21 protein-coding genes and 1 riboswitch are annotated in these 20,822 nt (G+C 38.7%); of the genes, 9 read left to right on the forward strand and 12 right to left on the reverse strand.

The annotated features are described in order from the left end of the window. The first annotated feature begins 91 nt into the window (after window positions 1–91). Window positions 92–1,156, forward strand: a complete 1,065-nt coding sequence (locus CZ490_RS12080) for a multicopper oxidase domain-containing protein (RefSeq protein WP_077619138.1) — start codon at window positions 92–94, stop codon at window positions 1,154–1,156. Between the two features lie 194 nt (window positions 1,157–1,350). Here the strand turns inward: CZ490_RS12080 and CZ490_RS12085 are convergent, their stop codons facing one another. The 6 genes from CZ490_RS12085 to CZ490_RS12110 all read right to left on the reverse strand — a co-directional run bounded on the left by CZ490_RS12085 (window position 1,351) and on the right by CZ490_RS12110 (window position 7,186). Then, a complete protein-coding gene (locus CZ490_RS12085; RefSeq protein ID WP_077619139.1) occupies window positions 1,351–2,127 on the reverse strand; it encodes a 3-hydroxybutyrate dehydrogenase in 777 nt (258 codons plus the stop codon). 9 nt (window positions 2,128–2,136) lie between these two features. Beyond that, window positions 2,137–3,456 carry a GntP family permease gene (locus CZ490_RS12090; RefSeq protein ID WP_077619140.1) on the reverse strand — a complete coding sequence of 440 codons (1,320 nt, stop codon included), beginning with the start codon at window positions 3,454–3,456 and terminating at the stop codon, window positions 2,137–2,139. 269 nt (window positions 3,457–3,725) lie between these two features. After that, a complete protein-coding gene (locus tag CZ490_RS12095; protein WP_077619141.1) occupies window positions 3,726–5,099 on the reverse strand; it encodes a sigma-54 interaction domain-containing protein in 1,374 nt (457 codons plus the stop codon). A 117-nt stretch (window positions 5,100–5,216) separates the two neighbouring features. Then, window positions 5,217–6,401: an MDR family MFS transporter gene (locus CZ490_RS12100; protein ID WP_077619142.1), complete on the reverse strand. Its 1,185-nt coding sequence runs from the start codon at window positions 6,399–6,401 to the stop codon at window positions 5,217–5,219. Between the two features lie 325 nt (window positions 6,402–6,726). Next, the gene (locus CZ490_RS12105; protein WP_077619143.1) at window positions 6,727–6,888 is read right to left on the reverse strand and encodes a glycogen biosynthesis protein GlgD; all 162 of its coding nucleotides are present in this window, start codon (window positions 6,886–6,888) and stop codon (window positions 6,727–6,729) included. Between the two features lie 13 nt (window positions 6,889–6,901). Continuing rightward, a complete protein-coding gene (locus CZ490_RS12110; protein WP_077619144.1) occupies window positions 6,902–7,186 on the reverse strand; it encodes a YtzC family protein in 285 nt (94 codons plus the stop codon). 300 nt (window positions 7,187–7,486) lie between these two features. On the opposite strand from CZ490_RS12110, the gene mnmL reads away from it, so the two are divergent. Further along, window positions 7,487–8,449: a tRNA modification radical SAM protein MnmL/YtqA gene (gene mnmL / locus CZ490_RS12115; RefSeq protein WP_077619145.1), complete on the forward strand. Its 963-nt coding sequence runs from the start codon at window positions 7,487–7,489 to the stop codon at window positions 8,447–8,449. Further along, window positions 8,446–9,018 (forward strand): tRNA 5-(aminomethyl)-2-thiouridylate-methyltransferase MnmM, encoded by a 573-nt coding sequence (gene mnmM / locus CZ490_RS12120; protein ID WP_077619146.1) that lies wholly within the window; start codon window positions 8,446–8,448, stop codon window positions 9,016–9,018. Before mnmL ends, mnmM begins: the two co-directional genes overlap by 4 nt. A gap of 27 nt (window positions 9,019–9,045) precedes the next feature. Here mnmM and CZ490_RS12125 read toward each other — a convergent pair whose 3' ends face one another. Further along, window positions 9,046–10,110, reverse strand: coding sequence for a tetraprenyl-beta-curcumene synthase family protein (locus tag CZ490_RS12125; protein ID WP_234987227.1), 1,065 nt, complete (start codon window positions 10,108–10,110; stop codon window positions 9,046–9,048). 352 nt (window positions 10,111–10,462) lie between these two features. Between CZ490_RS12125 and CZ490_RS12130 the strand changes: the two genes are divergently transcribed. Beyond that, window positions 10,463–10,984 carry a gamma carbonic anhydrase gene (locus tag CZ490_RS12130; protein WP_077619147.1) on the forward strand — a complete coding sequence of 174 codons (522 nt, stop codon included), beginning with the start codon at window positions 10,463–10,465 and terminating at the stop codon, window positions 10,982–10,984. 42 nt (window positions 10,985–11,026) lie between these two features. On the opposite strand, the gene metK is transcribed toward CZ490_RS12130, so the two are convergent. After that, complete coding sequence (gene metK, locus CZ490_RS12135) at window positions 11,027–12,226, reverse strand: methionine adenosyltransferase (RefSeq protein WP_077619148.1); 1,200 nt, start codon at window positions 12,224–12,226, stop codon at window positions 11,027–11,029. Window positions 12,227–12,467: 241 nt separating this feature from the next. Then, window positions 12,468–12,631: riboswitch (SAM riboswitch) on the reverse strand. A 280-nt stretch (window positions 12,632–12,911) separates the two neighbouring features. Here metK and pckA point away from each other — a divergent pair. Next, complete coding sequence (gene pckA / locus CZ490_RS12140; protein ID WP_077619149.1) at window positions 12,912–14,501, forward strand: phosphoenolpyruvate carboxykinase (ATP); 1,590 nt, start codon at window positions 12,912–12,914, stop codon at window positions 14,499–14,501. Between the two features lie 51 nt (window positions 14,502–14,552). Here the strand turns inward: pckA and CZ490_RS12145 are convergent, their stop codons facing one another. Further along, window positions 14,553–15,359, reverse strand: a complete 807-nt coding sequence (locus CZ490_RS12145; RefSeq protein ID WP_077619150.1) for an alpha/beta hydrolase family protein — start codon at window positions 15,357–15,359, stop codon at window positions 14,553–14,555. Between the two features lie 148 nt (window positions 15,360–15,507). On the opposite strand from CZ490_RS12145, the gene CZ490_RS12150 reads away from it, so the two are divergent. From CZ490_RS12150 to CZ490_RS12160, 3 genes are read left to right on the forward strand one after another with little or no spacing between them, the layout of a single operon-like run. Beyond that, the gene (locus tag CZ490_RS12150) at window positions 15,508–16,494 is read left to right on the forward strand and encodes an ABC transporter substrate-binding protein (RefSeq protein ID WP_077619151.1); all 987 of its coding nucleotides are present in this window, start codon (window positions 15,508–15,510) and stop codon (window positions 16,492–16,494) included. A 57-nt stretch (window positions 16,495–16,551) separates the two neighbouring features. After that, window positions 16,552–17,331, forward strand: a complete 780-nt coding sequence (locus CZ490_RS12155) for an ABC transporter ATP-binding protein (RefSeq protein ID WP_077619152.1) — start codon at window positions 16,552–16,554, stop codon at window positions 17,329–17,331. Continuing rightward, window positions 17,309–18,118: an ABC transporter permease gene (locus tag CZ490_RS12160; protein ID WP_077619153.1), complete on the forward strand. Its 810-nt coding sequence runs from the start codon at window positions 17,309–17,311 to the stop codon at window positions 18,116–18,118. The genes CZ490_RS12155 and CZ490_RS12160 overlap by 23 nt, the downstream gene beginning before the upstream one ends. Window positions 18,119–18,139: 21 nt before the next feature. On the opposite strand, the gene ytkD is transcribed toward CZ490_RS12160, so the two are convergent. Together ytkD and CZ490_RS12170 are read right to left on the reverse strand one after the other, a co-directional pair. Next, window positions 18,140–18,628: an RNA deprotection pyrophosphohydrolase gene (gene ytkD, locus CZ490_RS12165; protein WP_077619154.1), complete on the reverse strand. Its 489-nt coding sequence runs from the start codon at window positions 18,626–18,628 to the stop codon at window positions 18,140–18,142. A gap of 259 nt (window positions 18,629–18,887) precedes the next feature. Further along, window positions 18,888–19,226 (reverse strand): hydrolase, encoded by a 339-nt coding sequence (locus CZ490_RS12170; RefSeq protein ID WP_077619155.1) that lies wholly within the window; start codon window positions 19,224–19,226, stop codon window positions 18,888–18,890. Between the two features lie 177 nt (window positions 19,227–19,403). Between CZ490_RS12170 and CZ490_RS12175 the strand changes: the two genes are divergently transcribed. Then, a complete protein-coding gene (locus CZ490_RS12175; protein ID WP_077619156.1) occupies window positions 19,404–19,664 on the forward strand; it encodes a DUF6154 family protein in 261 nt (86 codons plus the stop codon). 65 nt (window positions 19,665–19,729) lie between these two features. On the opposite strand, the gene ltaE is transcribed toward CZ490_RS12175, so the two are convergent. Then, window positions 19,730–20,746, reverse strand: a complete 1,017-nt coding sequence (gene ltaE, locus CZ490_RS12180; RefSeq protein WP_077619157.1) for a low-specificity L-threonine aldolase — start codon at window positions 20,744–20,746, stop codon at window positions 19,730–19,732. Window positions 20,747–20,822: the final 76 nt, after the last annotated feature.

Here is a 20,822-nt window from a genome sequence, read left to right on the forward strand (position 1 = left end):
AAGCGTGATTAATATCACGTTTTGAGGGTGCCCCTCCGAATATGATAAGGGTGTAGAAAATAATTAACAAATATCCAAGGGGGTATTATTCATGAACAAGCAAATTAAATTATTGGTAGCATCATTAGTTGGAACTACAATCATTTTAGCAGGATGTGGTAATAACCAAGAAGCAGTCTCTGAAAAAAAGGTAGAGGCTCAAACAGCCGGTTCAGAATCAAGTCATGGGGAAGTAATTGCTCCTCACAAAGACCTTAACCAAGCACCAGTTCCTTTAAAAGTAGAAAGAGTATCTGAAAATGAAGTAAACGTTGAAATGACAGCCCAAATTACTGACATCGAAATTGACAAAGGGTACACGTATAAGGCATGGACTTTTAACGGTGAAGCACCAGGACCTGTCGTAATCGTAAATGAAGGTGACACAATCAACTTTACCATGAAGAATATGGACCCAGCAATTCCACACAGCATGGACTTTCACGCTGTTCACGCAGCTCCTTCAAAAGATTTTATTGATGTAATGCCAGATGAAACAGGAACATTCTCATACCCAGCAAATAAACCCGGAGTATTTATGTATCACTGTGGTACTGCACCTGTTCTATCACATATCGCAAACGGGATGCACGGCACAATCATTGTTAAACCAAAAGATGGGTACCCAACAGATAAAGAGATTGATAGAGAATACCTGATTATCCAAAACGAATGGTATAAATACAACGATCTAAATGACATGACAAATGGAGTTCCTAGCCAAGTTGTTTTCTCAACGAAGGCTCTTAAAGATGGCGACTTAAATACAAACGGCGACACTTTCTCTCTAAAAGAAACTCCATTACTTGCTAAAGTTGGCGACCGTGTACGATTATATGTAAACAATGTTGGACCTAATGAAGTAAGTTCTTTCCACGTGGTAGGTACGATATTTGACGATGTTTATATTGATGGCAATCCGGCTAATCACATGGAAGGTTTACAAACAGTAATGCTTCCAGCTAGCGGAGGCGCAGTTGTTGAATTCACTGTAGTCAAGGAAGGGACATACTCAATTGTAACTCACCAATTTAACCATGCAACAAAAGGAGCTGTTGCTTACTTAAAGGTAACTGCCGATGGTAAAGATGATGGAAGTGCAGTCGGCGGGCATTAAAAATAAAACCTACAATAAAGAGCAGATTCCTTATTAAACGAGGTGATCAGTATGAGGAGAAAAGGACTACTCTTTCTCCTCTTCTTTTTGTTATTGGGACAATCATGCAATAGCCTCGAGGATATCTTTCTATTACTTCATGAACAAAATGTAAAACTACCGGTTTCAATCTGATTCCGGTAGTTTTTTAGATTCTATTGAGCCGTATAGCCCCCATCAATTACACAAGCCTGACCTGTTATGCCTTTTGCGTGTTTACTTGCTAAAAATAATACATAATTTGAGATTTCCTCTACCTCTAATAGACGTTTTTGCGGTACAAGGGGGTATATAACCTCCTCTAAAACTTTCTCTACCTCTACACTTCGTGTCTTAGCTAAATCAACCATCTGGTTTCTTACGAGTGGTGTATCAACATACCCAGGACATACAGCATTAACTGTAATTCCAAACTCTGCCCCTTCTAATGCCGCAACCTTCGTTAATCCTATAACACCATGCTTTGCACTATTATAGGCAGCCTTACCTGCAAATCCAATTAATCCATTAATCGAAGCCATGTTAATAATTCTTCCAAATTTCTGCTGTTTCATAATCGGAAAAACATGCCTAGTTGCAACGAATGGTGCAGTTAACATAACGGATAATAGTAGTTCGAATTTTTCCTTTGGAAATTCTTCTATTGGTGAAACATGCTGTAACCCTGCATTATTGATCAAGGAATCGATCCTTCCATACCTTGTAAATGTTTCATTGATGACTTCAATGATTTCTGCTTCACTAGTTACATTACATTTCAATCCTAGTGCCTCAAACCCCAACTGCTGAAGCTTTAGTGCAGAACTTTTCACTGCCGATTCGTCCAGATCTGTCAACACAACCCGTGCGCCATTTTCCGCAAATGCTTTCCCAATTTCAAATCCAATTCCACGTGCCGCACCAGTAATTAAAACAACCTGATTTCTAACCATGATGTCCTCCTAAATCCCTAGACCTAAAGAGAATAATACAATCGCTATCGCTAAACCTATTAATGGAACAATTACAGTAACCGCTCCCACTGCTCCATATGCATCCTTGTGTGATTCTCCACAAATTGAACGAACTGTTGTTACAACATATCCATTATGCGGAAGAGAATCTAACGCACCTGATGAAATGGCGACAACCCTATGAAGCGCTTCAGTATTAACCCCCGCTTCAACATAATGAGGAGCTATCAATGGAAGTGCAATTACCTGCCCCCCAGAAGCTGATCCTGTCATACCTGCAATAACGCTAACTGCAATGGCACCACCAATTAAAGGACTCCCAGGAATACTTGTCATGGCATCAACTGCTACCTGAAATGCCGGAACTGCTTTTGCAACTCCCCCAAAACCTACAACCGCAGCGGTATTCCCAATTGCAATTAACGCTCCAAGCGTTCCTTCTGATAGTGCTTTTCCTATTGACTTAAAATATTTACGATTCAAAATATACGTTGCAAGAACCCCGCCCAATAAAGCGATAATCAGAGCCGATTGCGCGAGCTCTTTATGAAAGATAAAAGATAGGATAAGTACAACAACTAATGGGATTAGCCCTGTAATTGGATGTGGTAGTTGTTTATTTTCTGCCACAGGGTCATTATCTCTTGAAACGAAGGTTTCTCCGTTAGCAACAGCCTTTGTAATCATCCGTTTTAACCACCAATAGCCGAAAATCATCATGAACACTGCGACTATTAAACTTACCTCCCAGCCAGCATATGGTGAGGTCTTTAAATAATCAATCGGAATCCAGTTTTGAATTTCTGGAGACCCTGCAGATGTCATCGTGAACGTTACCGAACCGAATGCTAATGTAGCTGGGATAAATCTTCGTGGTAAATTTGCTTCTTTAAATAGACTTATGGCCATTGGATAAACCGAAAATGCAACAACGAAAAGACTTACACCGCCATATGTTAACACGGCACAGGCAAGGACAATTGCAAAGATTGCATATTTCATTCCTAATTTATCAACTATCCATTTAGAAACGCTGTCAGCAGCACCACTATCTTCCATCACTTTTCCAAAAATGGCTCCTAAAAGGAACATCAAATACCAAGACGTAACAAAACTTGAAAAACCACTCATATAGTTGCCAACAAAGTTTGCTTCTCCCTCACCAGCTAACTGCGGAAACAATGGTAGACCGCTAAAAACAGCCACGAACAGGGCACATAACGGTCCGGCAATTAATAAGTTCATGCCTCTCATCGTAAATACAATTAGAAGCACTAAGCCGCCTATCAACCCAATCATACTAAGCATCTTTCATCCCCCTTACTCAAATTAAGTTGTGATTATTTCCTCAATAGTAAGAAAAAAATCTTAGACCTCCCTTTTATGTACTCAGTATTACTTAATGCAAGTACCGTGCCAAAATGAAGAAGGTCATAAAATCGCCACATTTACAGTTTTTAACTATCCTATCATTCCAGATTTCCGGAATAGTAGTTTAATATTTATGTAAAATGCAGGGTAACTGGGACAAAAAAAGGATTCCAGGTATCCGGAATTTAATTCCGAATTTCCGGAATCTATGATTCTATATTTAACTTTTTAAGTTTTTCATACATAGTAGATTTACTTATACCAAGTGCCTTCGCAGCTAATTGCTTATCGTTCTTATACTTTTGTAACGTCTTCTCGAGAACCCTTTTTTCAGTGTCCTCTAGAATTTCTTTTAAGGGTTTTTGGCCGATTAGTAATTTTGGATCATCAACTAGATACTCCGGCAACGATCCAATCTCTATCTTTTCTCCGCTTGAAAGATGGATAGCAGCTTCGATTACATTTTCAAGCTCACGCAGGTTTCCAGGCCACCGATGTTGGTTGAAAATATTCATTACTTCAGCATCAATCGATAATATTCTTTTCCCCGTTCGTTTAGAAACTTTTTCTATAAAAAACTTTGTTAGTGGACCAATATCATCCGGCCTTTCACGAAGGGGTGGAATCGTAAATGGAATCACATTAATTCTATAAAATAAATCTTCACGAAATCTTCCTTCTTCAATCATCTGCTCTAGAGGTCGGTTTGTTGCTGCAATTACTCGAACATCTACAGGGATAGGTGTTAGTGCTCCAACTGGCTCAACTTCTTTCTCTTGAAGTACTCGCAAAAGCTTAATCTGCATATGAAGTGGCATATCGCCCACTTCGTCTAAAAAAATAGTTCCACCGTGTGCAAGTACAAATTTCCCTTTTTTCCCACCCTTTTTCGCTCCTGTAAATGCCCCTTCTTCATAACCAAATAACTCCGATTCTAACAAGTGCTCGGGAATTGCTCCACAATTAACTTTTATAAAAGGATTTTGACTCCTTGGACTTAATTGGTGAATACTATGGGCGAACAACTCCTTACCTGTTCCACTTTCACCACGAATCAATACAGAAATGTCGCCTGATGCAATATTTTTAACTTTCTCCTTTAATTCTAGTACCTGTTTTGAACTTGTTTTTATGTCATTAAGCGTGTATTTAGCTCCATTATTTTCCTGCCAATCATCAATATACGTTTGTAGCTCCGACATTAAGCTTTTGATATGACTATTCATCTTATTTAATGCCTTTGTATCTTTAAAAATAACTGCTCCAACAGCTCCTACGATTCTATGGTCTGAGTAAATTGGAATTCGATTAGCTATCATATAGTTTCCTTTAATATAATGTGGACTTCCGATTTCCTTTTCACCGGTCTGAACAACAATATGCATCCTTGTATTTTCGATTACCTCTGTCACATGTGTACCAATCACAGCCTCTCGATTGACTTCAAGAAAATCACAATAATTTTTATTCATATACATTATTTTCCCTTGATAATCAACTACAACAATCCATTCGTAAGCGGTATCAATAATTGTTTGAAGTATTTTGTTTTTAAACTCTAAATCTTCGTGATTAAGCATAGGAACCCCACCCTCTAATAATCCCCTATATATCTTTCATCATAACATCCAAATAAGTACTCATTAAAGAGGATAAAAAAAGACTTGATACAAACTTCAGTATCAAGCCTTCAGGTGTTATGCACTTAGAACTACATTGCTTTTTTCTTTAACCTTTTTATCATATAACAGGGTTGTAACAATAGATACGATTAATAATAGCGCCAATATCGTAAATAACATGCTCATCCCCCATAGATCTACAAGCATCCCGCCAAGGACAGGGCCAATCATCCGTCCACCAGTCGCTGTGCTATTTACAATTCCTTGGTAGAAGCCTTCCCGACCTTTAGGTGCGAGGTCATTTGCAATTGTTGGTACAGCTGGCCAAACAAACATTTCACCAACTGTTAAAATAATCATTGCTACTAAAAACCCACTAAACGAGCTTGCTGTTGAAACAATTAAAAAGGAACAAATGAAAATGAGAATTCCAATTATGATTTGTTTTTTTAATGATTTTGCAATGAATTTAATCGCCAGGCTGAGCAACGGTTGCCCCAGAACAATTAATCCACCATTTATCGTCCACAGTAAGCTATACTGCCTTAATGTGATTCCAATATCCTGGGTATAACTTGAAATGGTTGCTTGCCACTGAACATATGCAACCCAACATAACGCATAACCTATACAAAGGATAAGCAAGGCTTTTAGTTTTGAATGGTTTTTCACCATTTTCGACTGTTCGACTAGGCTCGATTGTGGCCCCTTTTCTGCATGAATTCCGCGATAACCAAACACTGCTACTACGAAAAATAGTGCATACATGATTGTATTCGCCATGAAAATATAATCAAATGAATACGATGCAACAAATCCTCCAAGCCCTGACCCTACTGCAACACCAAGGTTTTGTGCAATATATACAGCATTAAATGACCTTCTTCCACCTTCCGGCCAAACAGCTCCTGCCATCGCAAACATCGCTGGAAACACCATTCCTGAGCCAAGTCCAATAACAGTTAGGAAGATCACATAATGTGGCCAACCATGGTAAAACGTTAGGCCTGTAAGTGCCACTAAGGAAATTAATATGCCTGTCAAAATGGATTTGTAACCACCAATTTTATCAAATAATACGCCACCCACTAAATTTCCAATTACGGTAGCACCCGCATTAACCATCAGGACCAAACCAGCTACAGATAGCGATTTTCCTAAATGACCATGAATGTAAATAGCATTTAATGGCCATAAAAACGAGGATCCAGTCACATTAATGACCATCCCAATAATAATCATCCAAAGTGCTCTCGGCATACGGGCACCTCCTTCTTACTACTTTTTCATTCGCATACCAAAATTATTTTATTCCTTTCAACCCCTATATTCAATTTAAAAAAGTATTCCGTAAAATAAGACATATATGTGAATGGAGTCGAGCTCATACACGAGAGCTAGATCAACTTGTATATATCACTAGACCTAGCTCTCGTTACATGCTTGGGCGTTTTGAGAGCGAGCGTGTAACGCTAGAGCAGATCACCGCCACAGGCTTAGGCTTTTTGAGTACTAGCAGTATGCTAGCCGCAACAATTAGACTCAAAAAAACCGACAAGCGGAGTGCGCTTGTCGATTCGACGGATTATTCAGGGCGTTGTTTTGATTTGACTGGTTGCCCTTTTTTAAGGTAGTTTTGCTTTGATTTTTTTACAGGATCAACGTCCTGGCCAAATTCCACATCATTGCTGTTAACACCATTTTTTGTTTTTTGTTCAGGATTATTTTGCTTTGAGCGTTTTTTCATTTTTTCTCATCCCCTACATCTTATACTCTTGAATGACATTCACGTCTAACGTCATATCATTTTGGAGTTGCTGTAATTGAAGTCGCATACGATGCAATTGTTCACGTTGTTGGTCGTTACAGCTCTGAGCCAACTTTGCTAATTCGTTAGTTACTTCCTCCAGTTGCATTTGAGCATCTGTGTATTCGGTTGTATTATAATGCTCCTGTCTTCTTGCTGTAGTAATTTGCTCTTGAGCATTTCTAATTGAGTCTTCACAGCGTTGTAAAAAGGCCTCTACCGATTGACGAGTAGCCATTCTTCCCCCTCCTACATTCGAAATGAGAAGCAAAACCCTTCTCCTTTATAGTGTGTTCATCCTCCCATTCTTTTTTCAAAAAGTTGTTTCCAATTTAAAGGCCCACACGAGGTGGGTCACAAAGACGTTGCCTCGCAGAAGTGGCGTCCTTAGTCTTTGATCTACCAAAATTTCCGTTTGAGTTCCTAAAAGCCCGGTGCTACAATTTATCTTATCAACAATGTCCTTGAAAAAATTGATAGCAAATACACCAAGGCAGTTTATTAATATGAATTTCTTCTTAGTTAGGAGGGGCGATAGATGCCTCAGGTAGACACTTTTCCTTATTCAACAGATAATAAGCGATACCATACATGGAATTATCACTTACGAAATACGTTTGGACATAAAGTTTTTAAAGTAGCACTTGATGGAGGTTTTGATTGTCCTAATCGAGACGGTACAGTTGCACATGGTGGTTGTACATTTTGTAGTGTATCTGGATCAGGAGACTTTGCCGGAAATCGAGCAGATGATATACTTACACAATTTCATACAATAAAAGACCGCATGCACGAAAAATGGAAAGACGGCAAGTACATGGCTTACTTCCAGGCCTTCACAAATACTCATGCACCAGTTGAGGTATTGCGAGAAAGGTTTGAACCTGTTCTAAATCAAGAAGGGGTTGTCGGTATTTCCATTGCAACGAGACCTGATTGTCTGCCAGATGATGTTGTCGAATATTTAGCAGAGTTAAATGAACGAACTTATCTTTGGGTGGAGCTTGGCTTGCAAACTGTGCATGAAAAAACAGCCCAACTCATTAACCGAGCGCATGACTTTCAGTGCTATGTTGATGGTGTCAACAAGCTTCGAAAACATAATATTCGCATTTGCTCTCATATCATTAACGGGCTGCCACAGGAAACGCCAGATATGATGATGGAAACAGCTCGAGAGGTTTCGAAACTGGATGTACAAGGGATAAAAATTCACTTGCTTCATTTATTAAAAGGAACACCTATGGTTAAACAATATGAAAAAGGTCTATTAGAATTTCTTTCATTTGATGAATACATTCAACTAGTATGTGACCAACTCGAAATTCTACCACCGGAAATGATTATCCATCGGATAACTGGGGACGGTCCGATTGATTTAATGGTTGGTCCTATGTGGAGTGTTAACAAATGGGAAGTTCTTAATACAATTGATGCTGAATTAATACGACGAAACAGTTATCAAGGAAAATATTATCAAAAGGTTGCGGAAAACATATGAAATTAAATCGCATTCTTCCATTTGCACGAAACTTACTTCATCTAGCTGTCGGAGAAGGTGATTATGCCGTCGATGCAACTATTGGAAATGGGCATGACACTGTCATGCTTGCTTCTTTAGTTGGAGAAACTGGACATGTCTATGGGTTTGACATTCAACAAGAGGCACTTGAAAGTACAACCAGTCGTATAAAAGACAAACAACTCTTTGATCGCGTTAGTTTGTTTCAAAAAAGCCATGATCAACTTTTAGCTACTATCCCGAATAAGGCGCATGGCAAAATTTCTGGTGCCGTTTTTAATTTAGGATATTTACCAGGTGGAAATAAGGAAATTGTAACAAAACCTGATTCAACAATTAAGGCAATAGAGCAGTTACTCGAGATTATGAAACCTGAGGGCATTATCGTACTCGTTGTATACCACGGACATGAAGAGGGTGCTGTCGAACGCGACCAGCTACTGGAGTTTTGTACAATACTGGATCAAAACCGTGCTCACGTATTAATGTACCGTTTCATGAATCAAGTTAATAATCCACCGTTTATTATAGCAATTGAAAAAAGATAGAGCGTTAGTTATAACGCTCTATCTTTTTTACCCAATCATATGTTGAAATCGACGGTAGGCTCGCCCATTCACATAAAAGAAGAATGAGGTTTTTCCACCGAGTTTTATTATTTTTTTCGCAATTTTCATGACATCTCGCTGCGTTCTCACTTTTTCATCTGATAAATAAACACCTAATAGTCCACGGTTAATCAGTCTGTGAAATTTCTCGTTAGGTAAGCCAGCAGTATGTTTGTCAGCCTCATGAATAAAATGCTGAATGCGATTTACAAGTTCGTTTTCATGAGGATAGTAAAAACAAAAATTCAGGTCTCCACCTTTACGATCCTCTTCCTGATCAATAAAGTAATCAAGCAGAATATGTAATCCCTGGATATATGGAAAATAGCCATTTCGGACTTTAATAGCAATTTCTTCCTCGAATTCTTCATGAAACGCATAAGCAACTAAACAAAAAATACCCAACGTAGACCCTGAGCAGGCTGAGAACTCATACCATTCCATATTTGGGAGATTGGCTTGATGGTTTTTAAACCATTTCTCTAATCTCGATACACGTTCTTCTACTTTTACATGTTTATGGATTTGCAAATCACAATAGTAACTTGATAACTCGTGAAGATAATCTGCTATCTTTTCATAATGTTTAATGTTTTGAAGAACATCCTGACAGGTTGTAACTAGGCTTTCTAAATAGCCGCCATCGTCCTGTTCATCGCGAAATTGGTAATAATTCTTTGTGGTTTGGCCTGGTTTCAAAGCATCAGGCATCGAATCATGAAGCGAGCGAAAATCATTTGGGTCTAGCGACGTACTACGATCACAAAGATTATCTAGATAATCACTTATCGTTTGATACGCCACAATAAAACGAATGCAATCTTTTATATGTCCCCCTGATAATAAGGCTAAAATCGCCCCACCCTCGCAATGAAACGTTTTCGAATGAATACTCGCCAAAGCTTGCTTACGTAATTCCTCATTTGGAATCGACTCTGCTTTCTTTTTCCAAACAGCTAGTTCACGATGTACAATCGGAAATACCTCACGATACACTTTCTTCATTAAACTAATGGGTTGTGATGGTACCATTGATATCACCTCTTTAGAAAAGCGCAAGGCGCCCGCCCTGGAGAACATCGACTAACTACCGCCACGTCCTGTGACGAACGTCGATATCGCACTTCCTCGAAATGCTTTGCATTTTCTTCGTGCAATGATTATGCTGTCGAAGCCTTCCTTGTCCTGTGCAAGTCACGCATAAGACGACCCAACCTTCCGAAGCGATTGGCTTAGACCCGAGAGCAGATGGCGCCTGGAGCTAGACATTAATTTTACCTTTATATAATTTCCAATATGAAGATTTACGACACTAGTGAAAGTTGATACACTTACCATAAATGATTTTTCTACTAATATCAAACGAAGGGAGTATGTATCTCTTATGATATATCCATACAAAGGTAAATATCCTGAGATTGCTGACTCTGTATTTATTGCCGACTATGCAACTGTTACTGGCGATGTCACGATTGGTGAAGAAACAAATATTTGGTTTAATACCGTTATTCGCGGTGATGTCGCACCAACAATTATAGGTAAAAGGGTCAGTATTCAGGATAACTCAACCTTACATCAAAGTCCTAATAATCCATTGATCATTGAAGATGATGTCACAATTGGTCATCAGGTTATACTACATAGCTCCATCATTCGAAAAAATGCACTTATAGGAATGGGGTCCATTATTTTGGATGGTGCTGAGATTGGTGAAGGAGCATTTATTGGTGCTGGTAGCCTTGTCCCCCAAGGTAAAAAAATCCCGCCAAACACACTTGCTTTTGGTCGACCCGCAAAAGTGATTCGTGAACTAAATGATGATGATAAACGAGACATGGGTAGAATTCGCCGTGAATATGTCGAGAAGGGTCAGCATTATAAAAAATTACAAGAAGAAAAAAAATAGTAACTAAAAAGCTCGCCCTTCTAGTAGGCGAGCTTTTTTATCTTAGTTTGAAGCTTGTGTCTTTAGTGTTTCTGCTTTGTCTGTACGCTCCCATGGTAGATCAAGATCGTTGCGACCGAAATGACCATATGCAGCAGTTTGCTTGTAAATTGGACGACGAAGATCCAACATCTTGATAATACCAGCTGGACGTAAATCAAAATTATTACGAACCAATTCAACTAGTACGTCTTCAGATACTGTTCCTGTTCCAAAAGTGTCAACAGAGATTGATACTGGTTGGGCAACACCAATCGCATAAGCAAGCTGAACCTCACATTTATCAGCTAAACCAGCTGCTACGATGTTTTTCGCAACATAACGAGCAGCATATGCAGCCGAGCGATCAACCTTAGTTGGATCCTTACCTGAGAATGCGCCTCCGCCATGGCGTGCATAACCACCATACGTATCAACAATAATCTTACGGCCAGTTAAACCAGCATCCCCTTGAGGACCACCAATTACAAATCGTCCAGTAGGATTAATGAAATACTTTGTATTTTCATCGATTAACTCACTAGGAACAACTGGATTAATTACATGTTCTTTTAAATTTCGTTGAATTTGCTCTAGTGAAATTTCAGGATGGTGCTGAGTTGAAATGACAATCGTATCAATACGAACTGGATTATTATCTTCGTCATATTCAACAGTAACTTGAGTTTTTCCATCCGGACGTAAATACGGAAGAATGTCATCTTTACGTACTTTTGTTAATCTACGTGCTAGCTTATGCGCTAACGAGATTGGTAATGGCATTAATTCATTTGTTTCATTACATGCATAACCAAACATTAAGCCTTGGTCACCAGCACCAATAGATTCAATTTGCTCATCTGACATTTGGCCTTCACGTGCTTCTAACGCTTGGTCAACCCCCATTGCGATATCTGGTGATTGCTCATCAATAGAAGTTAATACAGCACAAGTTTCATAATCAAATCCGTACTTTGCACGTGTATACCCTATATCCCTAATCGTTTCACGGACAATCTTTGGGATATCTACATAAGTAGAAGTTGTAATTTCTCCCGCAACAAGTACAAGACCTGTTGTAACAGAAGTTTCGCACGCAACACGTGCATTAGCATCATTTGCTAAAATCGCATCTAAAATAGAATCTGAAATTTGGTCACAGATTTTATCTGGATGTCCTTCTGTAACAGACTCAGAAGTAAATAAACGGCGTCTATTTGTCACAAACGCTTCCTCCTTTTCGGATTCAGAAATTGACATCAATTTCTGAAATTTATTGATACGGTACTCATTCCCTTATTATTGTTACCTTCACGATTTTCTATCCTCAAACTGTAATGCTGTCTACGATGTCTAAATTACAGTGGCAACACATTTGAATACGTTAAGTAACAGTCTTTTTAAAGAAATAAAAAACCTTTCCCACTGTTTCGAGGAAAGGTATTATCAATTATCTCGCCTTTCACTCTTATCGATCAAGGTCATGCCTTGCTCAGGTTAGCACCTTATCACTCTTATTAATAGAAGACCTATTAAAATATAGGTTTCACAAAAAATCGTTTGATATGTAAGAAAGTGATGGTTGCCGGGTTTCATTGGGCCTGTCCCTCCGCCAGCTCGGGATAAGAGAGTATCCGTTCAATGAACAATCATAACGTAGTCAACCTTTTCATGTCAACCTAATTTCGAGAAAATTCACCCGTAGAACAGTCACACTTTTTTCACGAAATAGACATTATTTAATTAGTATATGAATTACAACTAACTATTTTTATATCGGCAAGCACTTTTTAAAGATATATAACGTAAAATACGTTAAATAGTATAGACTATTTTTCTCAATGTGTTATACTAATTGTAAATTCGAGAATATATAATGACTATAAAAATATATAAAGGATGGTTTTACATGAATTCAGTTGAAGTTTCAAATGAGCAGCTATTAAAATTAGTGAATGGAAAAAATGCACTTCATAACCTATCTGTTCCTATTTTAGTTGAAAAAGTCCTAGCTAGACAAGAAGGAATCCTTACTTCGACTGGGGCTATACGGGCAACAACTGGGAAATATACCGGAAGGTCTCCTGAAGACAAGTTTATCGTGGAAGAAGCTTCTACGAAAGATAGAATCGATTGGGGTAAAGTGAACAAGCCAATTTCAGAAGTTGCATTTGAAAACCTTTACAAAAAAGTACTTTCATACCTAAAAGACAAGGATGAAGTCTTTGTATTTAATGGATACGCTGGTGCTGACAAAAAAGTACGTATGCCTATCCAAGTCATTAATGAATTCGCGTGGCATAATTTATTCTCCCAGCAAATGTTTATTCGCCCGACAGAAGAAGACTTAAAAACACATCAACCTGAATTCACAGTTATTAGCGCGCCCAATTTCAAAGCTGATCCAGAAGTGGATGGCACACGTTCTGAAACATTCATTATTATCTCCTTTGAAAAACGTACCGTATTAATTGGAGGAACTGAATATGCTGGAGAAATTAAAAAGTCTATTTTCTCTGTCATGAACTATGTACTACCTGAACAAAATATTCTCTCAATGCACTGTTCTTCTAATGTAGGTCAAGAAGGAGATGTAGCCCTATTCTTTGGTTTATCTGGAACTGGAAAAACGACTCTTTCTGCAGATCCAAAACGGCGTCTAATTGGAGACGATGAACATGGTTGGTCGAGCTCTGGCGTATTTAATATTGAGGGTGGATGTTATGCAAAATGCATTAACCTCACACGTGAGAAAGAACCACAAATTTTTGATGCGATTCGCTTTGGCTCTGTTTTAGAAAATGTCGTTGTAGATGAAGAGTCAAGAAAAGCAGATTATGACGATAATTCATTAACTGAAAATACAAGGGCTGCCTACCAAATTGATAATATTGATAATATCATTGTCCCTAGCATTGCAGGCCATCCGAATACAATTGTATTTTTAACAGCTGATGCTTTTGGTGTATTACCTCCAATTAGTAAGCTTACCAAAGAACAAGCCATGTACCACTTCTTGAGCGGATACACTAGTAAGCTTGCTGGAACAGAACGTGGAGTTACAGCTCCACAAGCAACATTCTCAACCTGCTTTGGCTCACCATTTCTACCTCTGCCTGCTACTGAATATGCAGAAATGTTAGGTCAAAAAATTGATGAACATAATGTCCAAGTATTTCTTGTGAATACAGGTTGGACTGGTGGAGAGTATGGGGTTGGAAGTCGCATGAAGCTTTCTTATACTCGTGCAATGGTTCAGGCTGCTTTAGAAGGTGAGCTAACAAATGCAGAAACGGTAAAAAATGATATATTCGGTCTAGAAATTCCAATCCACATTCCTGGAGTACCTGATGATGTACTACAACCATCCAAAACATGGGATGATCAGAGCACCTATTATGTGAAAGCAAAAGAATTAGCATTAAAGTTTAAAGATAACTTCAAAAAGTTTTCCAACGTTCCAAAAGAGATTGAACTTTTGGGTGGACCACGTGTTTAATATTAAATGCGACTGCTGGAGCTAGACGTGCACCAAAATGCTCGAGGGAAATTACACCTCGAGCTTCTTTGTATTCGCATCCCTAGTCTTCATCCATTCTGCTAATCGCCTTACAGTTTCTCTATTAACATGTGGGGGGAAATAATGAGTGTATTCTGGAAAATACCAACTTTCCACTTCTTTTCCTAATTCTCTTACTCGTTTTTCGAGGCGGTATGCATGATGGACCGAAACATTTTCATCTCTTTCACCATGAATAATAAGGAGCGGTACATCTAGATTTTCAATGTCATACAAGGGAGTTCTCCACTTATAACGCTCCGGATATTTCGTTGGTGTTCCTCCAATAACGCGTTTCAGCATCCTCCGCAAATCCTTACGCTCGACATAGGTTAGACTTAAATCGCTTACGCCACCCCATGAGACAATTGAACAAATCTGAGGATAGTGTATAGCCGTCAGTAAGGCCATTACTCCCCCTCGTGAAAATCCAAAAACGTGGATTCGTGTGGGGTTTACTTTTTCATGCTCCTCAAGTACTTTGACAGCGGAGAACGCATCATATCTGTCGTGTCCTGCAAAATCCTCGTTTCCTTCTCCGCCTTGATTGCCACGGTAAAAAGGAGCCATCACCACAAAGCCTTCTGAGGCAAACTGGATAATCCGTCCAATTCGAACCATACCCACATTCTTAATTCCACCTCGTAGATAGAGAAAACCGTCATACACCCCTTCTTCCTTTGGTTCGGCAAGATATCCCTTAATCTTTAATCCTTTGCTCCAATATGTAATTAAATAAAGATTGATGGCAGGATTAGGGGACGGAAATCTCTGTTTTTCAATAATTGTTCCATCCATATTTTATACTCCCCTCTCTATACCAAATGTTCAAGAAAAATCTGTTCAAAAAAACAAAAATAGGCATTCACACATTTTTGTCACGTTTCATAGTCTAATCTTAGATATAACTAAAGCCGACAGTTGACCTGTCAAGGAGGATGTATACATGCGTCGTTTTGTTGCAAGTCTATTTGCATTATTGCTTATTATTCCATTAGCCGCTTGTAATAATGACTCAGTTCAAAAAATCCGCATTGCTGAGGTAACCCGCTCAGTGTTTTACGCGCCTCAATATGTAGCGATTACAGAGGGATTTTTTGAAGAAGAGGGCTTGGAAGTTGAATTAACAACCGTCCCAGGTGGAGATAAAACCATGACTGCTCTAATTTCTGGTGGCGCTGATGTTGCCTTAGTTGGTTCTGAGACTTCAATTTATGTAGAAGCACAAGGCTCAACTGATCCTGTTATAAATTTTGCAGCTTTAACACAAACAGATGGCACATTTTTAGTTGCGAGGGAAAATATTGAAAATTTTAATTGGGATCAAATCAAAGATAGTACATTCCTTGGCCAACGCAAAGGTGGAATGCCACAAATGGTCGGGGAGTTTGTATTAAAGAAGCATGAGATTGACCCACACAATGATCTAAATCTTATCCAAAATATAGATTTTGCAAACATTTCAAGCGCCTATGCCTCAGGCACGGGAGAATTTGTTCAGTTATTTGAGCCTACTGCTAGTTTATTCGAAAAAGAAGGCCGTGGCTATATTGTTGCATCTTTTGGTGAAGAGTCTGGAAAGGTACCATACACAACCTTCATGACGAAGCAAAGCTTTATTGATGACAATGGTGATGCAGTTGAAAAATTTACGCGTGCAGTCTATAAGGCACAACAATGGGTAGAGGCTCATAGCCCAGAAGAGATCGCAGAATCAGTGCAAGAGTTTTTCCCAGATATACCTCTAGATTTAATCACATCCTCTATTGAACGTTACAAGAATCAAGGCTCATATGCAACAGACCCTGTTCTATCGGAAGAGGCTTGGAATAATCTACAAGACATTATGGATGAAGCTGGCGAATTACCAAAAAGGATAGATTATGAAACACTTGTAAATACGAGTATTGCTGAAAAAGTAATTTCCAAATAGGGAGGTCGGGCAAGTTTTCAACCTCCTTTTTGAACACGCATAAATAGGAGTGTTACTATGAGCTTTCTGACAGTAAAAGATATACAACATGTTTATTTTACAAAGGATCAGACAACAACCGCACTAGAAGATATTTCACTCACAATCGAGGAGGGAGAATTTATTTCTCTCCTCGGCCCAAGTGGGTGTGGTAAGACGACATTACTCTCCATTATAGCTGGATTATTAAAACCGACTTTTGGAGAGGTGCTAATAGAAGATAAAACGATAGAAAAGGCCAAATCTGATATTGGCTATATGCTTCAACAAGACTATTTGTTTCCCTGGAAGACTATCGAAGAGAATATCATGGTTGGATTGCAAATTATGAATCAGGATACAGACGAAGCTAAAAAAAATACACTTGCTCTACTCGAAGAAATTGGACTAAAAGGCGTTGAAAAATCGTATCCTAAACAACTTTCTGGTGGGATGAGACAGAGAGCAGCACTGGTCCGCACCCTTGCAACAAATCCAAAAATTCTTTTGCTTGATGAACCTTTCTCCGCATTAGATTTTCAAACAAAGTTAAAATTAGAAGACCTTGTATCGGATACATTAAAGGAATATCGCAAAACCGCCATCCTTGTCACCCATGATATTGGTGAAGCAATTGCAATGAGTGACCGAATTTATCTACTTTCAAAGAGGCCAGGAAAAATTGCTAAAGTCTTTGAAATTCCGGAATGTTTACGAAATGAGACTCCATTTGATGCAAGACAACATCCCGAGTATTCGAATATTTTTCAGCAAATATGGGAGGAGTTAGATAATCTTGAAGCAAAACCTGAACATTAAAGAACTTCACAATCATTATTTACAATCCATCAAAAAAGAGAAGAGACTAGTCCGATTTTATCAACTCCTAATTTTTATTGTCTTTTTCGGGCTCTGGGAGATTGCAAGTCGAAACCATTGGATTGACCCACTAATCTTCAGTGCCCCATCAAAGGTTGGAAATCTATTCTTAGAGAAAATAAATGACGGAACATTGTTCAATAATCTTGCCATCACCTTGTTTGAAACAGTGCTTGGCTTTATCATCGGAACCTTGCTTGGAGCATTAATTGCGGCAATACTATGGTGGTCTGAACGTCTTTCAAATATTCTTGATCCTTATCTAGTTATTTTAAATGCGATGCCAAAGGTCGCACTAGGTCCTATTTTAATTGTTGCATTAGGTACTGGGTATGTCTCAATCATTGCCATGGGCGCGATTATCTCGGTCATCATAACAACAATCGTTGTCTATACCTCATTTAAAGAGGTGGATTATAACTATATTAAGGTTCTGTTGACGTTTGGTGCGAATCGGAAACAAATCTTTCGCAATGTCATTCTCCCTTCCTCCTTTCCTGCACTAATTTCCACATTAAAAGTAAATGTCGGGTTATCATGGGTAGGAGTAATTGTCGGGGAATTCCTCGTTTCAAAGCAGGGCTTGGGCTATTTAATTATTTACGGATTCCAAGTGTTTAACTTCACACTTATTTTCCTTAGCTTAATTCTCATTGCCATTTGCGCAACACTCATGTACCAAGGTGTTGAATACATTGAAAGAAAGTTAATAAAAGATTCCAAGTAAAAAAAGCTCTTCTAGTGGTTGCTAGAGAGCTTTCTTCGTTTTTATAGACTTTTTTACATAATCAATACTATGAAGTAATACATCATCCTTCATAATAAAACTATAACGGCGATCATTTTTTATCGTGGCTAAAGGGATATCTTTTAGCAAAACTGGCCCCTTCGTTTCAAAATAATTGTTCTTTTCAAGAAGCCGTTCGATCTCTGCAAAATAAATATTTTTAATAATCGTTTTTCCTTTCCCATTTACCTTATATTGTCCAATATACTCAAGTTCGCGTACTTCGGCTCCTGTCTCCTCCATTACCTCTCGAATGGCTGCTGCCTCCGGTGTTTCTCCTTCTTCAACCTTACCACCCGGAAATTCTAGGCCTCGTTCGGAATGGCTGGTTAACAACCATTGTCCCTTGTAGCGGCAAATTACCCAGACATGTTTCGGATAAGCCGAGAAAGGGTCTGGTGTAAACGAAAGATTCACTTCATTATGATACAAATCATGAAAAACAATCATTTTATTTAGTCTCCATTACTATTGTTTTTTTCTATGATAACATAAAGTAAATCTTCAAACAGTGAGGGGTAGCATTTTCCTCCACCGATTGTTAGATAAGTCCCACACGATGTGGGCAAAAAGACTTTGCCACGCAGAAGGAACGTACTAAGACTTTGTTCTTTATTTTCATCTATTTGTCGGCAGTCACCCACCTGTAAGGGAGAAAACTGCCAGTTAATGCGGGATAAAAAAACAAGCCTCTTCATGTAGAAGGGGCTTAATCAACATTCCGTAATACATCGAAAATTCCTTGAGATTGAATAAAATCCTTCGTCTCTTGGTCTCCAAGCTGATATATCATCTCAAAGACCTGTAGCAGGGTTGTATCATACCTATCATTTGAAGAATCATTATGGTATTCGACATAAGGCACATGTGCACGTAGAAAACCTTCAATTTCATTCCCATAATTTGTAGTAAAAAGATTCCTTAATTGATGAATTTCTTCGTCTGTTGCTTCAATCTTATACTCCCAAGTTGAACCTGACTTCACCTGAGAAATCTCTCCACTCCCAACAGAAATATAATACGTTTTTCTAGGCTGTTGACCCAACATTACTCACTCCTAACAGAGAATTACGTTATTTTAGCTTTTTCCTTCAGAGTTAAAAATATGCACACACCTAACCTTAAGTCGTTGCCTATTTTCAGACAAATAGTATCTTTTGATGTTTTACCCCATATACTAAACTCCAAGTAAATAAGTGAAAAGCAGGCAAAGGGGGAGCTATTCTTGAAACTAATTGATGAAATTTATGAATTGTACCGAAATAAATTAACAGGTGATGAAGAAGATGCTGATATTGTTGCCTTTTCGGTGCTTGAACAATTTGGGCGTGAAGACTTAATTGACCTATTAGGTGATTTATCTGACCAAGAACTACGAAATTTAGTAGGATTTTATATGATTGAGCTCCTAAAAGCAAAGATGGCTCGAGACGGAATCGGCCAATCCAAGATGATGACAATCGATGAACTGAGGAATATGCATTAGATAAATAAAAAAAAGGATTGTCCATTCAAGCCTAAAGCCCGCGACAATCCTTCCTAAGAAAAGAATTAAAGTTTATTTACAATCCGTAATGCCTCATCAATAGACTCTTTATCCACATCGTAATGAGTTGTGAAACGGACGAGTTGAGGACCAAATGTTGAGACCAAGACACCTTGCTCTTTTAGCATGGCAGCAAACTGATTTGAAGTTACCCCTCTTTCACTCACATTTACTAAAATAATATTGGTATCAACTTGATTTACAACATTTATTCCATGAATGCTACCGAGTCCCTCTGCAAGGATTTTTGCGTGCTCATGATCAATGGCAAGTCGGTCAACCATCGTACGTAATGCCACAAGTCCTGGTGCGGCGACAATACCTACCTGTCTTAAACCACCACCAAGTCTTTTCCTCCATTTCCTGGCACGTTTGATAAACTCCTCATTTCCCGCAATAATTGAACCAACTGGGGCTCCTAACCCCTTCGATAAACAAAATTGTACAGTATCTGTGTATTGGGCAATGTCCTTTGCAGGTCGATTTAATGCCACTGCAGCATTGAATAGACGTGCTCCGTCCAAATGAACGGGTATATGATTTGAAGCTGCAATTTTATAAATAGCATCCATATTTTCTAGTGGAATAACTGCCCCACCCGCGCGATTATGTGTATTTTCCATACATATCAAGCCTGTCTCGGCATTATGTACATCGTCTTCTTGAATGGCTGCCTCTACTTTTGTCGGATCCATAGCACCTCGAATACCTTTTATTGTTCGTGGTTGTACCCCAGCAAATGCAGAAATAGCACCACCTTCGTAATTAAAAAGATGGGAATCTTGCTCAACAATAATTTCATTACCTTTACTTGTATGAGTTAAAACGGCGATTTGGTTACCTTGTGTTCCACTTGTTACAAACAATGCCGCCTCTTTTCCAAGCATTTCTGCTGCAGTTTGTTCAAGTTCATTAACTGTTGGGTCTTCTTGGTAAACATCATCCCCAACTTCAGCTTCATAGGCTGCTTTTCTCATTTCCTCAGTGGGTTTTGTAACTGTGTCACTTCTTAAATCAATCATCCTTTTCCCCTCCACTTTTTTCCCTTACTATTAAAATAAAGCAAAACCCCTCTTTCGACAAGAAAGAAGGGTACAC

This window comes from Litchfieldia sinesaloumensis (assembly GCF_900156865.1).
In the GTDB taxonomy this organism is placed as follows: Bacteria; Bacillota; Bacilli; order Bacillales; family Bacillaceae_L; genus Ferdinandcohnia; species Ferdinandcohnia sinesaloumensis.

What these genes read in the sequence shown, in the direction of transcription:
- CZ490_RS12100 (WP_077619142.1), bottom strand. Translation starts at nt 6,401, where the DNA reads ATGCCGAGAGCACTTTGGATGATTATTATTGGGATGGTCATTAATGTG.
- ltaE (WP_077619157.1), bottom strand. Translation starts at nt 20,746, where the DNA reads ATGATTGATTTAAGAAGTGACACAGTTACAAAACCCACTGAGGAAATG.
- CZ490_RS12155 (WP_077619152.1), top strand. Translation starts at nt 16,552, where the DNA reads ATGAGCTTTCTGACAGTAAAAGATATACAACATGTTTATTTTACAAAG.
- CZ490_RS12080 (WP_077619138.1), top strand. Translation starts at nt 92, where the DNA reads ATGAACAAGCAAATTAAATTATTGGTAGCATCATTAGTTGGAACTACA.
- ytkD (WP_077619154.1), bottom strand. Translation starts at nt 18,628, where the DNA reads ATGATTGTTTTTCATGATTTGTATCATAATGAAGTGAATCTTTCGTTT.
- CZ490_RS12145 (WP_077619150.1), bottom strand. Translation starts at nt 15,359, where the DNA reads ATGGATGGAACAATTATTGAAAAACAGAGATTTCCGTCCCCTAATCCT.
- pckA (WP_077619149.1), top strand. Translation starts at nt 12,912, where the DNA reads ATGAATTCAGTTGAAGTTTCAAATGAGCAGCTATTAAAATTAGTGAAT.
- CZ490_RS12130 (WP_077619147.1), top strand. Translation starts at nt 10,463, where the DNA reads ATGATATATCCATACAAAGGTAAATATCCTGAGATTGCTGACTCTGTA.
- CZ490_RS12110 (WP_077619144.1), bottom strand. Translation starts at nt 7,186, where the DNA reads ATGGCTACTCGTCAATCGGTAGAGGCCTTTTTACAACGCTGTGAAGAC.
- CZ490_RS12125 (WP_234987227.1), bottom strand. Translation starts at nt 10,110, where the DNA reads ATGGTACCATCACAACCCATTAGTTTAATGAAGAAAGTGTATCGTGAG.
- CZ490_RS12095 (WP_077619141.1), bottom strand. Translation starts at nt 5,099, where the DNA reads ATGCTTAATCACGAAGATTTAGAGTTTAAAAACAAAATACTTCAAACA.
- mnmL (WP_077619145.1), top strand. Translation starts at nt 7,487, where the DNA reads ATGCCTCAGGTAGACACTTTTCCTTATTCAACAGATAATAAGCGATAC.
- mnmM (WP_077619146.1), top strand. Translation starts at nt 8,446, where the DNA reads ATGAAATTAAATCGCATTCTTCCATTTGCACGAAACTTACTTCATCTA.
- CZ490_RS12085 (WP_077619139.1), bottom strand. Translation starts at nt 2,127, where the DNA reads ATGGTTAGAAATCAGGTTGTTTTAATTACTGGTGCGGCACGTGGAATT.
- CZ490_RS12090 (WP_077619140.1), bottom strand. Translation starts at nt 3,456, where the DNA reads ATGCTTAGTATGATTGGGTTGATAGGCGGCTTAGTGCTTCTAATTGTA.
- CZ490_RS12105 (WP_077619143.1), bottom strand. Translation starts at nt 6,888, where the DNA reads ATGAAAAAACGCTCAAAGCAAAATAATCCTGAACAAAAAACAAAAAAT.
- CZ490_RS12170 (WP_077619155.1), bottom strand. Translation starts at nt 19,226, where the DNA reads ATGTTGGGTCAACAGCCTAGAAAAACGTATTATATTTCTGTTGGGAGT.
- CZ490_RS12150 (WP_077619151.1), top strand. Translation starts at nt 15,508, where the DNA reads ATGCGTCGTTTTGTTGCAAGTCTATTTGCATTATTGCTTATTATTCCA.